The sequence below is a fragment of the Hydrogenophaga sp. YM1 genome, from assembly GCF_016903055.1.
Taxonomy (GTDB): Bacteria; Pseudomonadota; Gammaproteobacteria; order Burkholderiales; family Burkholderiaceae_C; genus Hydrogenophaga; species Hydrogenophaga borbori.
In genome coordinates, this window is sequence record NZ_CP070223.1 from 3,678,688 (window position 1) to 3,692,529 (window position 13,842).

A 13,842-nucleotide genomic window follows, 5' to 3' on the forward strand; every position below is an offset into this window, starting at 1 on the left:
CCCTGACACTCAATAACCCACGCTCAACTGAAAGCCGGCCACGGTCTTGGCCGTGCGGAACCCCGGCGGCTGGTGCAGGGGCGCGCCGATGAAGGCGTCGTAGGACAGCGCCCCCCACCCGCCCCGCAGGCCCAGCACGGCGCCCGCCAGGCGCCGTCCGACGAGCCAGACCGCGCTGGGCCCACCCACGCGCCCCTGGTCCACGCCGACGTAGAGCTGCTGGCCGCTGTCGCCCAGCGGCAGGCCCAGTTCGTTGCGCCAGACCCAGCCACGCTCGCCGGTCAGGCTGCTCTCGCCATCAAAGCCGCGCACGCTGTAACGCCCGCCAATGGCGAAGCGGTCTTGCGGCGTGAGCGGTGTGCGTTCTCGTTGCCCGCGCCATTGGCTGCTGAAGTGCAGGCGAGTGCCCCACAGATCGAAAGGCTGGGACCAGGCCGCATCCACGTTCAGCACCTGCAAGCGCGAGGTCCCTTCGCCATAGGCCTGCTCTGGCGCGGGCAGCGCGCCGAAAGCGCCGGTGCCGCGCTTGACGTTCGCACGCAGCTCGAAGCGCGCGCGCCCGAACTGGTGTTGGTGCTCGGCGCCAAACGCCCAGCCGCCGGTGGCGCGGCGCTGCACCTCGATCTCGGTGTCGTCGATGAAGTTGCGCGACTGGCGCGCGAAGGCTTTCAGCTGCAGCGTGGTCTTGCTCGCCCCGTCGCGGTGCACCAGGCGCGAGAGCGTGATGTCCTGCTGCGCGCCCGAGCCGCTGTAGCGGTAGTCCTGGTAGAGGCCGGCCACGCTCTGAAAGTAGCTGTAGCGGCTGGCGTTGAAACCCAAGGCCCAGTAACCCAGGGGCAGCGAGTAGTACAGGCTGGTGTTGCGCGTACCGCGCGCGCCAGGCTCGCCACCCCCCAGGTCCCGGCCCTGCGTGAGGTAGAACAGATCGTTGAGCGTCCACCAATGGTCCGCGCTGAGCGTGGCGCTGAGCTGGTAGCGGCCGGTGGCCCGGGTGCCGCTGTCGTCGAGCGAGAGGTTCAGGCGCAAGGGCAGGGCCTGCCTCCAGCGGAGGACGAGTTCGCTCTCGGCGGGCCCTTTGCCGGGCACGATCTGGATGTCCGCCTCCACCGTGGGCACGCGGCGCAGGTTCTCCAGCGCCTGCTCGATGTCGCGCAGATTGAGGATGTCGCCCACGCGGGCTGGCACCGCGTTGAGCTGCGTGGCGCGCGGCGAGGTGCCGTCGGCGAAGCGGATGGCGCTGATGCGGCCGGGCAGCAGGCTCAGCCGCAGGGTGCCCTGCGACAGGTTTTGCGGCTCGAGCAGGATGCGCGAGGTGGTGAAGCCCCGGGCCGTCAGCCGCCGCTGCGCGCGGGCCACCGCGATCGACACCCCCTCGGTGCCCAGGCAGCGGCCAATGGCCGGATCGGCGCCGGCGACGAGGTCCTGCAGGACAAACTGGAAGCGATCGCTTTCGGCGCCCGTCAGCGCAATGTGCCGCACGGGAACGCACGGCGCTTCGTGTTCGGGCCAGTGCAGCGCAGGCAGCGGAACATCGGGCGTGCCCCACACCTCGGCGCCGCGTTGCAATGCCTCGCGCTGCTGCAGTTGGCGCTCCTCGGCCCGGCGCTGTTCGGTGGGGGCGCGCGCGCTGGCCTCGGCCGCGGTCTGCGCCCAGGCGGGCACGACCAGCAGGGAAAGCAGCAGGCCACAGGCCTGCATCGGGCGTTGATGGGTCACGGGGTGCAAGCGGTCGGCCTTGGCAAAGGCGCGAATTACAACCGCGGCGCCCGGTCACAACGGGCGGGGGGTATGCATGGCCGGCCAGTGGCCGGCGCGGTGGTTCAGCGCCCGTCCAGCACCGCCGGCAGCCAGCCGCGCAGGCTGTTGAGGAAGGCCCACTCCCGCACCCGCTCCAAGGCCGACAGCGGCACCACCGCTTCGCGCAAACGCCCTTCGTCCAAGGCCAACTGCCGGGCGATGCCCGGCAGCAGCCCGCAGTCCAGCGCGGGCGTGACCCAGCCCCCGTCGAAGCGCAAGGCAATGTTGCCCCGCGTGCACTCGGTCAGCTCACCGTCGTCGTTCCACAGCAGCGTGTCGAACACCCCGGGCGCCACGCGTTCGGCCGCTTCGTAGTGCGTGCGGCGCGTGGTCTTGTGCCGCACGAAGGGCGAATGCGCGGCCGCGAAGGGGCGCTCGGCCAGCCGCAGACGCACCGGCGTCGGCGAGGTGGCCATGGCATGGGCCGTGGCCCACACGCGGCCGTCGCTGCGGCAGAGCACGCGCACGCGCCAGGGGCCCGTGGAATGCGCCTCGACCAGCGCGCGCAAGGCGCGCGACCAGGCCTCTTCGGTCCAGGCGAAGCCCAAGTGGCGCGCCGAGCCCGCCATGCGCGCGCGGTGGCGTGGCTCATGCCGCCAGCGGCCGTCCTCCAGCAGCAGGGTTTCCAGCAGCTCGAACGGTTCGGCCGCGCGCACCGCGAAGGCGCCCTTGTGCTGCCATTCGCGCCATTCGGCGCGCGCGCGCGAACCCGAGGTGACGCCGCTGCCCACGCCCAGGGTCAGGGCGCGTTCGCGAACCACCACCGTGCGGATGGCCACGTTGAAGGTGGCGCCGCCGCCCGGGCGCAGCACGCCCACGGCGCCGCAGTACACGCCGCGTGCGCCGGCCTCGTGCTGCACGATGCGGCGCATGGCCTGGCGCTTGGGCGCGCCGGTGACGGAGCCGCATGGGAACAGGGCGCGCAGCAGGTCCACCAGCGCCACGCCCGGCCGCGTGCGCGCGCGCACGTCGGAGGTCATCTGCCACACCGTGGGCAGCGGGCGGGCGTCGAACAGCGAGGGCACCGCCACCGAACCCGGCCGCGCGACCCGAGAGAGGTCGTTGCGCAGCAGGTCGACCACCATCACGTTCTCAGCGCGCTCCTTCGGACAGGCCACCAGGCGCGCGGCCTGCGCCGCGTCCTCGCGCGGGTCCAGGCCGCGCGGCGCGGTGCCTTTCATGGGCCGCGTCAGCACCTGGTCGCCATCCCAATCGAAGAACAGCTCGGGCGACAGGCTCAGCACCTGCTGCCCGCCGCCGTCGACATAAGCCGCGTAGTCCGCGGGCTGTTCGCGCCGCAGGCGCTCGAACAGATCGAGCGCGCGGCCTTCGTGCAGCTCGCCGCGCCAGCGCGCGGTGTGGTTCACCTGGTAGACCTCGCCGGCCTCGATGGCCTGCAGCAGGGCCGCCAGCGCGGTGTCGAAATCGGCGCGGGCGCCGGGCGTGTCGGCCCAGTGCGCGCGCACGGCGGGCGGGTCGCGCCGCGGGTTGGTGTCGTTCGACAGCGGGGCATCGTGCACGCCGAACCAGGCCAATGGCCCCTCGGGCGCGTGCGTGGGCAGGGCGGGGTCGAAGGCGCCCGCGGCCTCGTAGGCCAGCCAGCCCACCACCCAGGCGCCCTGCCGCGCGGCGGCCTGTGCGGCCTCGATCACCGGCACGACCTCGGGCAGCGCGTCGGCCCGGAGCACGGCGCGCGGCGCGCCGAAGTCGAGCCGCAGCGCAGCGTGCGACGCCAGGCCGCTCGCCGAGAAGGCGAGCCGGGCGTGCACGCCCGACACGCTCACGCGGCGCCGATGTTCGGCACCAGCGCGCCCGCGTCCTGGCCCGACTTGTGGGCGGCGGTGAAGGCCAGCATGCGGTCGATGGGCAGGCGTGCGCGCGGGATCAGCCCGGGGTCCACGTGGATCTGGTTGAGACCCTTTTCCAGGACCTGGGCCACGCCCGCCAGCCCGTTCATGGCCATCCAGGGGCAGTGCGCGCAGCTCTTGCAGGTGGCACTGTTGCCGGCCGTGGGCGCCTCGATGAAGACCTTGCCCGGGTTCTGTTGGCGCAGCATGTGCATCATGCCCTTGTCGGTGGCGACGATGAACTCGGGCGCGTCCAGTTCCTTGGCGGCCTTGAGGATGGCCGAGGTGGAACCCACCGCGTCGGCCAGCGCGATCACGTCGGCCGGGCTCTCGGGGTGCACCAGCACCTTGGCCTTTGGGTGCTCCTGCTTGAGCGCCGCCAGCTCGAAGGCCTTGAACTCGTCGTGCACGATGCAGGAGCCGTTCCACATCAGCATGTCGGCGCCGGTCTCGCGCTGGATGTAGCCGCCCAGGTGCTTGTCGGGCGCCCAGAGGATTTTGTGGCCCTTGTCTTTCAGCGCGCGCACGATGTCCAGCGCGCAGCTGCTGGTGACCAGCCAGTCGGCGCGCGCTTTCACCGCCGCGCTGGTGTTGGCGTAGACCACCACGGTGCGGTCGGGGTGCGCGTCGCAGAAGGCGCTGAACTCATCGATCGGGCAGCCGAGGTCCAGCGAGCAGTTCGCGTCCAGGTCGGGCATGAGCACGGTCTTCTCCGGGCTCAGGATCTTGGCCGTCTCGCCCATGAAGCGCACGCCCGAGACCACCAGCGTGGTCGCCGGGTGGTCGCGCCCGAAACGCGCCATCTCCAGCGAATCGCTCACGATGCCGCCGGTGGCGATGGCCAGGTCCTGCAGGTCGGGGTGCACGTAGTAGTGCGAGACCATGACCGCGTTGCGCTCCTTCAGCAGGCGCTTGATGCGCTCCATGAGCTCGGCGCGCTGCTTCGGCCCGGGCTCCACCGGCACACGGGCCCAGGCGTGCTGCGTGGGACAGGCGGGCTGTTCGTACTCGACGTCGATGATGGCTTCGTTGCTCATGGACTGGCTCCTCACAGCGCCTCGAAGCGCATGGAAAAGTCGATCGCCTTGACGTCCTTGGTCAAGGCGCCGATGGAGATGCGGTCGACCCCGGTTTCCGCCAGGGCCCGCACGGTGGACAGGTTGACACCGCCCGAGATTTCCAGGATGGCGCGACCGGCGTTGCGGCGCACGGCCTCGCGCAGCGTGGGCAGGTCCATGTTGTCCAGCAGCACCATGGTGGCGCCGCAGGCCAGGGCCTCGTCGAGCTGCGCCAGCGTCTCGACCTCGATCTCGACGAAGCGCGCGGCCGGCGCGGTGTCGCGCACGCGCTGCAGCACCGCGGCCACGCCGCCCGCGGCGGCGATGTGGTTCTCCTTGATCAGCACCGCGTCGAACAGGCCGATGCGGTGGTTCACGCCGCCGCCGGTGGTCACGGCGATCTTCTGCGCCAGCCGAAGGCCCGGCAGGGTCTTGCGCGTGTCGACGATGGCCGCGCGGGTGCCGGCCACGGCCGCCACATAGGCGGCCGTCTGCGTGGCCACGGCCGACAGCAGCTGCAGGAAGTTCAGCGCCGTGCGCTCGGCCGTCAGCAGTGGCTGTGCGCGGCCTTCGATGCTGAGCACGGTCTGGTTGGGCTCGCAGCGCGCGCCCTCGGCCACGTGCCAGGTGAGCGTGGCCGAGGGGTCGAGCGCGTGCACGGCGGCGGCAACCCAGGGCGTACCGCACAGCACGGCGCTCTCGCGCGCGATCACGCGGGCGCGGGCCGCACGCGCCGCATCGACCAGCGCGGCGGTGAGGTCGCCCGTGGCCACGTCTTCGGCCAGGGCACGCGCGACGTCCTGCGCGGCCAGCGCGGCGATGTCGGCGGAGGTGTAGTCGCTGAGGTGTTTCATCGTGGGAAAAAGGCCGGTGAAAGAGCCATCGGAAAGACCGTCCGGGAGGCATGCCTCCGAATGGTGCAATGCACTATAGTCCCGCATTCTCGTTCACCGCCCGGCCTGCGCCGGACCACGACATGAGCAACCCCACCCCCGCCACACCCTACGGCACGCTGCCGGCGGCCTCTCCCCTGCCCGCCCGCAAGCCCGTGAGCCTGCCGCGACTGGCCGAGCTGCGCGAGCGCGGCGAAAAGATCACCATGCTGACCGCCTACGACGCCACCTTCGCGGCCGTCGCGGACGCGGCCGGCGTCGAATGCATCCTGGTGGGCGATTCGCTCGGCATGGTCTGCCAGGGCCTGGCCAGCACCGCCGGCGTGACGCTGGAGACCATGGCCTACCACGTGGAAAGCGTGGCGCGCGGCCTGCGCCGCGTGCAGGGCACGGCCTGGCTGCTCGGCGACCTGCCCTTCGGCAGCTACCACGAATCGAAGGAACAGGCCATGCGCAGCGCCGCGCAGCTGGTGCACGCGGGCGCGCACATGATCAAGCTCGAAGGCGGCGGCTGGACCGCCGACACCGTGCGCTTCCTGGTCGAGCGCGGCATCCCCGTCTGCGCCCACCTGGGCCTCACGCCGCAGACCGTGCACGCGCTCGGTGGCTACCGCGTGCAGGGCCGCGACGACCAGGCCGCACTCACGCTCAAGCGCCACGCGCTCGAACTGCAGGACGCCGGCGCCACCATGCTGGTGCTGGAGATGGTGCCGGCCGCGCTGGCGGCCGAGATCACCCAGCAGCTGCCGCGCTGCCACACCATCGGCATCGGCGCCGGCAAGGGCACGGCCGGCCAGGTGCTGGTGATGCACGACATGCTGGGCATCAACCTGGGCAAGAACCCGAAGTTCGTGCGCAACTTCATGGACGGCGCCAGCTCGGTGCGCGAGGCCATGGCCAATTTCGTCAGCGCCGTCAAGAACGGCCAGTTCCCCGATGACAGCCTGCACGCCTGGTGAGATGAAAGTCGTTCACACCATCGCCGAACTGCGCGACGCGCTGCGGCCCTTCAACTCCCCCGCCCTGGTGGCCACCATGGGCAACCTGCACGCCGGCCACCTCGCGCTGATGAAGACCGCCAAGCCGTTGGGCGACGTGGCGGTGGCGAGCATTTTCGTCAACCGCCTGCAATTCGCGCCGCACGAGGATTTCGACACCTACCCGCGCACCCTGGAGGCCGACTGCGAGAAGCTGCGCGGCGCCGGCTGCGACATCGTGTTCGCGCCCAGCGAGCGCGAGATGTACCCCGAGCCCCAGGGCTTCAAGGTGCAGCCGCCCGCCGAACTCGCCGACATCCTCGAAGGCCATTTCCGCCCCGGTTTCTTCACCGGTGTGTGCACGGTGGTGATGAAGCTCTTCCAGTGCGTGTTCAGCGAGGCCAAGGGTCGGCGCAGCGCGCTGTTCGGCCTCAAGGACTACCAGCAGCAGCTGGTCGTGCGCCGCATGGTGAAGCAGCTGGCGCTGCCCATCGACATCGTGAGCGCCGCCACCGAGCGCGCCGCCGACGGCCTGGCGCTGAGCTCGCGCAACAGCTACCTGAGCGAGAGCGAGCGCGCCGAGGCGGTCCAGCTCTCGCTGGCGCTGCGCGCCCTGGCGCGCGACGCGCTGGCGGCGGCCGACGGCCTGGAGCGCCAGCTGCCCGCCCTGGAGCAGCGCGCCATGCAGGCCCTGGCCGCGCGCGGCTGGCAGCCCGACTACCTGACGGTGCGCCGCCGCGAGGACCTGCAGGCCCCGAAGGCGGGCGATGCGCTGGTGGTGCTGGGCGCGGCGCGGCTGGGCAACACGCGCCTGATCGACAACCTGGAAATCTGAAGCGCCGACCCGGCCTCAGAGGCCCTCGGCCTTGGGGTCGCGCCCCATGAGCGCGGCCACCGCCTCGTCGGGCCGCAGCCGGCCTTCGAGCAGGGCCACCACCGCGTCGGTGATGGGCATGTCCACGCCCAGCCGCTGGGCGCGCTGCGCCACGGTGCGCGCGCTGTACACGCCCTCGGCCACGTGGCCCAGCGAAGCCACCGCCTGCTCCAGCGTCTGGCCCTTGGCCAGGAGCCGCCCCACCTGCCGGTTGCGCGACAGGTCACCCGTGGCCGTGAGCACCAGGTCGCCCAGGCCGGACAGCCCCATGAACGTCTCGGCGCGCGCGCCCAGGGCCAGGCCCAGGCGGGTCATCTCGGCCAGGCCGCGCGTGATGAGCGCGGCGCGCGCGTTCAGGCCCAGGTTCAGCCCGTCGCACAGGCCGGTGGCGATGGCCAGCACGTTCTTCACCGCGCCGCCGACCTCCACGCCGGCCACGTCGTCGTTGGCGTAGATCCGCAGCGTCGGGCCATGGAAGGCGTGGACCAGGGCCTCGCGCACGTCGGCGCGCGCGCTGGCGGCCACCAGGGCCGTGGGCTGGCCGCGCGCCACCTCCTGCGCGAAGCTGGGGCCGCTGAGCACGCCGGTGGGCAGGCCCGGCGCCACGGCGGCGGCGATCTCGTGGCCCAGCAGGCCCGCCTCGTCGGTCGAGGCCGCGCGCTCGAAGCCCTTGCAGAGCCAGGCCACGGGCACGGCCAGACCGCGCAGTTCCTGCAGCCAGCCGCGCAGCGCGGCCATGGGCGTGGCCACGATGACCAGGTCGGCCTCGGCCAGCAGGGGCGCGGCCTCGCCCGAGGCCACGCACAGGCCCTCGGGCAGGGCCAGGCCCGGCAGGTAGCGCTGGTTCTCGCGCTGGCGGTCGATGGCGATGGCCTGCGCCGGGTCGCGCGCCCACAGGCTCACGCGGGTGGCCCCGTGCCGCGCGCCCGCAATGGCCAACGCCGTGCCCCAGGCGCCGGCGCCCAGCACCACGGTGCGCGGCGGTGCGGCGTGCGTCATGCGCGGGGGATCAGGTGATGATGCGCGGCGCCTCGGCCGTGTCCTGGCCCGCCTGCTGCTGCTCGTACATGGCCTGGAAGTTGATCTCCGCCAGGTGCACGGGCGGGAAGCCGGCGCGCTGGATCAGGTCGGCGACGTTGCCGCGCAGGTAGGGGTAGACGATCTGCGGGCAGGCGATGCCCATGATCGGGCCCATCTGGTCGTCGGGCAGGTTGCGGATCTCGAAGATGCCGGCCTGCTTGCATTCCACCAGGAACACCGTCTTGTCCTTGATCTTGGTGGTGACAGTGGCCGTCACGCGCACCTCGAACACGCCCTCGGCCACGGGCTGGGCGTCCACGCCGAGCTGGATGTCCACCGTGGGCTGCTCCTGCTCGAGCAGGATGGCCGGCGAGTTGGGCTGCTCCAGCGAGGCTTCCTTGAGGTAGATGCGCTGGATCTGGAAAACGGGCGTGTCGGTGTCGGCCATGGTGCGTCTCGGGTGTCGGGAATGAAAAAGCCCGCCGGGGAAGTCCCTCAGCGGGCACAGCGGCGGATTATGTCAGCCGCGAATGGCGGCCGCCTGTCAGGCGGCCTGCAGCAGCGGGGCCAGGCCCCCGCGCGCGTCCAGGGCGTGCAGGTCGTCGCAGCCACCCACGTGGGTGTCGCCGATGAAGATCTGCGGCACGCTGGTGCGCCCGGCCCGTTCCGCCATCCGGGCGCGCAGCTCGGGCTGGCCATCGACCACGATCTCTTCGTAGTCCGTCACGCCGCGGGCCTGCAGCAGGGCCTTGGCGCGGTGGCAGTAGGGGCAGTAGTCGCTGGAATAGATGGTGACCTTGGGCATGCGGACGCTCGCAGACAAAACCCAATGATCAGGCTTTCTCGCTCGGCAGGCCGGCGGTGCGCCAGGCACCCATGCCACCCGTCAGGGATTGCGGATTCTCGTAGCCCAGCTTCTTGGCCACCGCCACGGCCCGGTTGGCGCGCGCGCCGGTCGGGCAGACGAAGATCAGCGGCAGGGCCTTGTTCTTGACGGCGCCGGGCAGCTTGGCCTCCAGCTCGTCCAGCGGCAGATGCCTGGCGCCGACGATGTGACCCTCGGCGAATTCCTTGGCGTCGGAGACGTCGATCACGACCGCCTTCTGGCGGTTCATCAGCGTCACGGCGTCGTTGGCGTTGAGGGTGCCGGTGCGTCCGCCGGCCTTGACGGCCGGCCACACCAGCAGGGCGCCCGACACGAAGGCCACGGCGATCAGGACCCAGTTCTCGATGAAGAAGCTCACGGTGTTACCTTGGAGGGAAAGGCCGCGATTCTAAAATGCGCGGTTTCCGATCCTTCCGGCGCCCGGCGCCCCGCACTCCGCCATGCACAAGCTCGTCCTGATCCGCCACGGCGAATCCACCTGGAACCTCGAAAACCGCTTCACCGGCTGGACCGACGTGGACCTCACGCCCACCGGGGTGTCGCAGGCCCTGTCGGCGGGACAACTGCTCAAGGCCGAGGGTTACGACTTCGACATCGCCTACACCAGCGTGCTCAAGCGGGCCATCCACACGCTCTGGCACGTGCTCGACGCCATGGACCGCACCTGGTTGCCGGTGGTCAAGAACTGGCGCCTGAACGAACGCCACTACGGCGCCCTGCAGGGCCTGAACAAGGCCGACATGGCCGCAAAGTACGGCGACGAGCAGGTGCTGGTCTGGCGCCGCAGCTACGACACGCCGCCACCCGCCCTGGAGCCCAGCGACCCGCGCAGCGAGCGCAGCGACCGCCGCTACGCCCGCCTCAAGCCCGAGGAAGTGCCGCTGACGGAATGCCTGAAGGACACCGTGGCGCGCGTCATCCCGTTCTGGAACGAGGCGCTCGCGCCGGCCATCCAGTCGGGCAAGCGCGTCGTGGTGGCGGCGCACGGCAACAGCATCCGCGCCCTGGTGAAGTACCTCGACGGCATCTCCGACGCCGAGATCGTCGGCCTGAACATCCCCAACGGCATCCCGCTGGTCTACGAGCTCGACGAGCAGCTCAAGCCGGTCCGCCGCTACTACCTGGGCGATGCCGAAGCCGCCGCCCGGGCCGCCGCCGCCGTGGCGGCTCAGGGCAAGGCCTGATCCCCTGCGCCCGCCTGGACGGGCGAAACCGCCGCCGGCCGGTGGGGAACCCCGACGAGGCCCCATTCTCCAAGGTGTATATTGGCCCGCAGGGCCAAGGGCCCTTGTTGGGCAGATTGCAAAGGTGAATCCATGACGAAGCGGGTCGGTTCCAAGCTCAGGACCGTTGGCTGGGTGGCCATTGGCGCGGTGGCCGGTGCGCTCACCACGGTGCAATTGCAGGCGGTGGCGCGCAACACGCTCACCCCCCTGCCGCTGGAAGAACTCCAGCAACTCGCCGCCGTGTTCGGCATGGTCAAGACTGACTATGTGGAGCCGGTGGACGAGAAGAAGCTGATCTCGGACGCCATCTCCGGCATGGTGAGCAGCCTCGACCCCCACTCGCAGTACTTCGACAAGAAGTCCTTCAAGGAATTCCGCGAGGGCACCAGCGGCCGCTTCGTGGGCGTGGGCATCGAGATCACCATGGAAGACGGCCTGGTCAAGGTGGTCACCCCGATCGAGGACTCGCCCGCGTTCCGGGCCGGCCTCAAGAGCGGCGACCTGATCACGCGCATCGACGACACCGCCGTCAAGGGCCTCACCATCAACGAGGCCGTCAAGCTCATGCGCGGCGAGCCGCGCACCAAGGTGCTGCTGAGCATCCTGCGCAAGGACGAGGACCGCAGCTTCACCGTCACCATCACGCGCGAGGAAATCAAGACCGTGAGCGTGAAGTCGCGCACGGTCGAGCCGGGCTACGCCTGGGTGCGCGTCTCGCAGTTCCAGGAACGCACCCTCGACGACTTCACGCGCAAGCTCGAAGACCTCTACCGAGCCGACCCGAACATGAAAGGTCTGGTGCTCGACCTGCGCAACGACCCGGGCGGCCTGCTGGACGCCGCCGTCGGCCTGTCGGCCGTGTTCCTGCCCGAGAACGTGACCGTGGTGTCCACCAACGGCCAGCTGGAAGAAAGCAAGTTCATCTACAAGGCCATCCCGCAGCACTACCTGCGCCGCGGTGGCAACGACTCGATCCGCCGCCTCACCGAGAACACCAAGGGCTTCTACAAGCGCCTCCCCCTGGTGGTGCTGGTCAACGAAGGTTCGGCCTCGGCCAGCGAGATCGTCGCCGGCGCCCTGCAGGACCACAAGCGCGCCACCATCATGGGCAGCCAGACCTTCGGCAAGGGCTCGGTGCAGACGGTTCGCCCGCTGGGACCCGACACCGGGCTCAAGCTCACCACCGCGCGCTACTACACGCCCTCGGGCGTGTCCATCCAGGGCAAGGGCATCGTGCCCGACGTCATGGTGGACGAAACCGCCGAAGGCAACCTGTTCGCCGCCCTGCGCACCCGCGAGGCCGACCTGAACAACAGCCTGGGCAGCACGCCGCACGGCCCCATGACGGACGCACAGCGCGAGGCCGAGAAGAAACGCGAGGAAGCGCGCGAGGAAGCCCGCAAGAAGCTCGAAGAGGAAGCCCGCAAGAACCCCGGCCAGCGCCTGGTGCCCGAGTTCGGCAGCGACAAGGACTTCCAGCTCCAGCAGGCGCTGAACCGCCTCAAGGGCCAGCCGGTGGTGGTCAGCAAATCGCAGACCGTGCGCCCCGACGAGAAGAAAGAGAACTGAGCCCCGGTGGGCCGCGACGGCCCGCCGCCCTCTTCCTGCGCGGCCCCGCCGCGCCAGACCGCGTGAACGACGCCCAACTGCTGCGCTACTCGCGCCACATCCTGCTCGACGAACTCGGCGTCGAGGGCCAGCAGCGCCTGCTGGCCTCGCACGCCCTGCTCATCGGCGCGGGCGGGCTGGGCTCGCCGGTGGCGCTGTACCTGGGCAGCGCCGGCGTCGGGCGGCTCACCGTGATCGACGACGACACCGTCGACGAGACCAACCTGCAGCGCCAGATCGCGCACAACCTGGCGCGTGTGGGCCGGCCCAAGGCCGAGTCCGTGCGCGAGGCGGTCGCCGCCCTCAACCCCGACGTGCAGGTCACCGCCCTGAACCAGCGCGCCGACGACGCCCTGCTCGACGCCTGGGTGCCCACGGCCGACGTGGTCATCGACGGCTGCGACAACTTCGCCACGCGCCAGTTGGTCAACCGGGCCTGCGTGCGCCACGGCAAGCCGCTGGTCTCGGGCGCGGCGATCCGCTTCGACGGCCAATTGGGCGTGTTCGATCCGCGCGTGGCCGACGCGCCCTGCTACGCCTGCGTTTTCCCTCCCGACGCCGGCGTGGAAGAAGTGCGCTGCGCCACCATGGGCGTGTTCGCGCCGCTGGTGGGTATCGTGGGCAGCATGCAGGCGGCCGAAGCGCTGAAGCTCCTCGCGGGCCTGGGCTCGCGCCGCACCAGCCACCTGCTCATGCTTGACGGCCGCGAACTGGCCTTCCACGACATCGCGCTCAAGCGCGACCCGCACTGCCCGGTCTGCGGCTCAGCGCACGGCGGCGCGTCGGCGGTCGGCTGAGGCCGGCGCCGGCCAGGGCGGCTCGCAGGGCCCGTGCCGGCGGCGGAAATCGCGCGGCGCCTCGGGTGTGTCCCCGCCCACCCACACGCCGCGGCCTGCCTCTCGCGCCCGCGCTTCGTCTGTCACGTAGCGCCCCTGGCCGCGCCAGCGCGCGGCCCAGGCCCAGCCCGCGCGCACCAGCCAGGCATTCGTGTCTTCGCCCGCGGACTCCAGGCGCGCCAGGCCCCGGCCGTAGCCGTCGCGCGCGCGTTCATGCACCGTCACGGTCCGATCGAGCACGCGAGCGGCCAGGGCGTCGCGCGCAGCCACGCCCACGCGCTGGCAGATTTCGGGGGCGTCGAGGCCGTCCAGGCGCAGCTTGCGCCAGCGCCCGCCCGAGGCGGGCTGCACCCACAGGGTGTCGCCGTCGAACACCCGCATGACACGCGCCGAATAGACCGTTTCGCCCGCCGCCGGGGCCACGGCGAAGCCGGCCAGCAGCGCGCCGGCCACCGCCGCCGCGAAGCGCCGCATCAACCCTTGCGGCCGCCCATGACCAGCAGCACCACGCCCACGGCGATGGCACCGATGCCGGCCCACACGGGCACGTTGATGGTTTCCTTCTGCTTGACCGAGAGCTCCACCGGACCCAGCTTCACGGCCTCGGTGTCCTTGGTGTACGTGAAGCTGCCCATGATGAGGCCGATGGCCCCTGCCGCGATGAGCACGACGCCGACGACTTTGGCAAGGTTCATGTGGAGGCTCCGTTGAATGGTCAGAAAGGCCCGATGATGCACCAGCCGAGCCCCAGGACCAGCGCCCGGTGTGAGCGACAAAAGCCCACGGTTCGACGGGTCCATGCCGGCGCCGCCGCGGGCGA

The 13,842-nt window shown here is 71.1% G+C and carries 15 protein-coding genes; 5 read left to right on the forward strand and 10 right to left on the reverse strand.

The genetic code is table 11. The annotated features are described in order from the left end of the window. Nucleotides 1-9: 9 nt before the first annotated feature. From JNX00_RS17320 to nadC, 4 genes are all read right to left on the reverse strand, one after another. Nucleotides 10-1,716, reverse strand: coding sequence for a ShlB/FhaC/HecB family hemolysin secretion/activation protein (locus JNX00_RS17320; protein WP_239478172.1), 1,707 nt, complete (start codon nucleotides 1,714-1,716; stop codon nucleotides 10-12). A gap of 104 nt (nucleotides 1,717-1,820) precedes the next feature. Further along, entirely contained in the window at nucleotides 1,821-3,575 is a 1,755-nt protein-coding gene (pabB, locus tag JNX00_RS17325) for an aminodeoxychorismate synthase component I (protein WP_239478348.1), read from the reverse strand. 2 nt (nucleotides 3,576-3,577) lie between these two features. Next, the gene (gene nadA, locus JNX00_RS17330; RefSeq protein WP_204743002.1) at nucleotides 3,578-4,681 is read right to left on the reverse strand and encodes a quinolinate synthase NadA; all 1,104 of its coding nucleotides are present in this window, start codon (nucleotides 4,679-4,681) and stop codon (nucleotides 3,578-3,580) included. 11 nt (nucleotides 4,682-4,692) lie between these two features. Further along, on the reverse strand, nucleotides 4,693-5,556 hold the full coding sequence (gene nadC / locus JNX00_RS17335; protein ID WP_204743003.1) for a carboxylating nicotinate-nucleotide diphosphorylase: 864 nt from the start codon (nucleotides 5,554-5,556) through the stop codon (nucleotides 4,693-4,695). Between the two features lie 122 nt (nucleotides 5,557-5,678). Here nadC and panB point away from each other — a divergent pair, with 122 nt between their 5' ends. Together panB and panC are read left to right on the forward strand one after the other, a co-directional pair. Further along, nucleotides 5,679-6,554, forward strand: coding sequence for a 3-methyl-2-oxobutanoate hydroxymethyltransferase (gene panB, locus JNX00_RS17340; protein WP_070397263.1), 876 nt, complete (start codon nucleotides 5,679-5,681; stop codon nucleotides 6,552-6,554). A gap of 1 nt (nucleotide 6,555) precedes the next feature. After that, complete coding sequence (gene panC, locus JNX00_RS17345) at nucleotides 6,556-7,407, forward strand: pantoate--beta-alanine ligase (protein ID WP_070397262.1); 852 nt, start codon at nucleotides 6,556-6,558, stop codon at nucleotides 7,405-7,407. Between the two features lie 15 nt (nucleotides 7,408-7,422). On the opposite strand, the gene JNX00_RS17350 is transcribed toward panC, so the two are convergent. The 4 genes from JNX00_RS17350 to JNX00_RS17365 all read right to left on the reverse strand — a co-directional run bounded on the left by JNX00_RS17350 (nucleotide 7,423) and on the right by JNX00_RS17365 (nucleotide 9,710). Further along, nucleotides 7,423-8,445, reverse strand: coding sequence for an NAD(P)H-dependent glycerol-3-phosphate dehydrogenase (locus JNX00_RS17350; protein WP_204743004.1), 1,023 nt, complete (start codon nucleotides 8,443-8,445; stop codon nucleotides 7,423-7,425). Between the two features lie 10 nt (nucleotides 8,446-8,455). After that, on the reverse strand, nucleotides 8,456-8,914 hold the full coding sequence (gene secB, locus JNX00_RS17355) for a protein-export chaperone SecB (RefSeq protein WP_070397260.1): 459 nt from the start codon (nucleotides 8,912-8,914) through the stop codon (nucleotides 8,456-8,458). Nucleotides 8,915-9,010: 96 nt separating this feature from the next. Beyond that, entirely contained in the window at nucleotides 9,011-9,271 is a 261-nt protein-coding gene (gene grxC / locus JNX00_RS17360) for a glutaredoxin 3 (RefSeq protein WP_070397259.1), read from the reverse strand. Between the two features lie 28 nt (nucleotides 9,272-9,299). Next, nucleotides 9,300-9,710 (reverse strand): rhodanese-like domain-containing protein, encoded by a 411-nt coding sequence (locus tag JNX00_RS17365; protein WP_070397258.1) that lies wholly within the window; start codon nucleotides 9,708-9,710, stop codon nucleotides 9,300-9,302. An 82-nt stretch (nucleotides 9,711-9,792) separates the two neighbouring features. Between JNX00_RS17365 and gpmA the strand changes: the two genes are divergently transcribed. From gpmA to moeB, 3 genes are all read left to right on the forward strand, one after another. Continuing rightward, a complete protein-coding gene (gpmA, locus tag JNX00_RS17370) occupies nucleotides 9,793-10,536 on the forward strand; it encodes a 2,3-diphosphoglycerate-dependent phosphoglycerate mutase (RefSeq protein ID WP_204743005.1) in 744 nt (247 codons plus the stop codon). 132 nt (nucleotides 10,537-10,668) lie between these two features. Further along, a complete protein-coding gene (locus JNX00_RS17375) occupies nucleotides 10,669-12,147 on the forward strand; it encodes a S41 family peptidase (RefSeq protein WP_204743006.1) in 1,479 nt (492 codons plus the stop codon). Between the two features lie 62 nt (nucleotides 12,148-12,209). Next, on the forward strand, nucleotides 12,210-12,983 hold the full coding sequence (gene moeB, locus JNX00_RS17380) for a molybdopterin-synthase adenylyltransferase MoeB (RefSeq protein WP_204743007.1): 774 nt from the start codon (nucleotides 12,210-12,212) through the stop codon (nucleotides 12,981-12,983). On the opposite strand, the gene JNX00_RS17385 is transcribed toward moeB, so the two are convergent. Both JNX00_RS17385 and JNX00_RS17390 read right to left on the reverse strand, forming a co-directional pair. Then, nucleotides 12,951-13,496 carry a thermonuclease family protein gene (locus JNX00_RS17385; protein WP_204743008.1) on the reverse strand — a complete coding sequence of 182 codons (546 nt, stop codon included), beginning with the start codon at nucleotides 13,494-13,496 and terminating at the stop codon, nucleotides 12,951-12,953. The genes moeB and JNX00_RS17385 overlap by 33 nt on opposite strands. After that, a complete protein-coding gene (locus JNX00_RS17390) occupies nucleotides 13,496-13,717 on the reverse strand; it encodes a hypothetical protein (protein WP_070397253.1) in 222 nt (73 codons plus the stop codon). The genes JNX00_RS17385 and JNX00_RS17390 overlap by 1 nt, the downstream gene beginning before the upstream one ends. Nucleotides 13,718-13,842: the final 125 nt, after the last annotated feature.

Excerpts from the sequence above, each read along its gene's own strand:
- gpmA (WP_204743005.1), top strand. The coding sequence starts at position 9,793 with ATGCACAAGCTCGTCCTGATCCGCCACGGCGAATCCACCTGGAACCTC.
- nadA (WP_204743002.1), bottom strand. The coding sequence starts at position 4,681 with ATGAGCAACGAAGCCATCATCGACGTCGAGTACGAACAGCCCGCCTGT.
- panB (WP_070397263.1), top strand. The coding sequence starts at position 5,679 with ATGAGCAACCCCACCCCCGCCACACCCTACGGCACGCTGCCGGCGGCC.
- secB (WP_070397260.1), bottom strand. The coding sequence starts at position 8,914 with ATGGCCGACACCGACACGCCCGTTTTCCAGATCCAGCGCATCTACCTC.
- JNX00_RS17390 (WP_070397253.1), bottom strand. The coding sequence starts at position 13,717 with ATGAACCTTGCCAAAGTCGTCGGCGTCGTGCTCATCGCGGCAGGGGCC.
- panC (WP_070397262.1), top strand. The coding sequence starts at position 6,556 with ATGAAAGTCGTTCACACCATCGCCGAACTGCGCGACGCGCTGCGGCCC.
- grxC (WP_070397259.1), bottom strand. The coding sequence starts at position 9,271 with ATGCCCAAGGTCACCATCTATTCCAGCGACTACTGCCCCTACTGCCAC.
- JNX00_RS17375 (WP_204743006.1), top strand. The coding sequence starts at position 10,669 with ATGACGAAGCGGGTCGGTTCCAAGCTCAGGACCGTTGGCTGGGTGGCC.
- JNX00_RS17385 (WP_204743008.1), bottom strand. The coding sequence starts at position 13,496 with ATGCGGCGCTTCGCGGCGGCGGTGGCCGGCGCGCTGCTGGCCGGCTTC.
- nadC (WP_204743003.1), bottom strand. The coding sequence starts at position 5,556 with ATGAAACACCTCAGCGACTACACCTCCGCCGACATCGCCGCGCTGGCC.
- JNX00_RS17350 (WP_204743004.1), bottom strand. The coding sequence starts at position 8,445 with ATGACGCACGCCGCACCGCCGCGCACCGTGGTGCTGGGCGCCGGCGCC.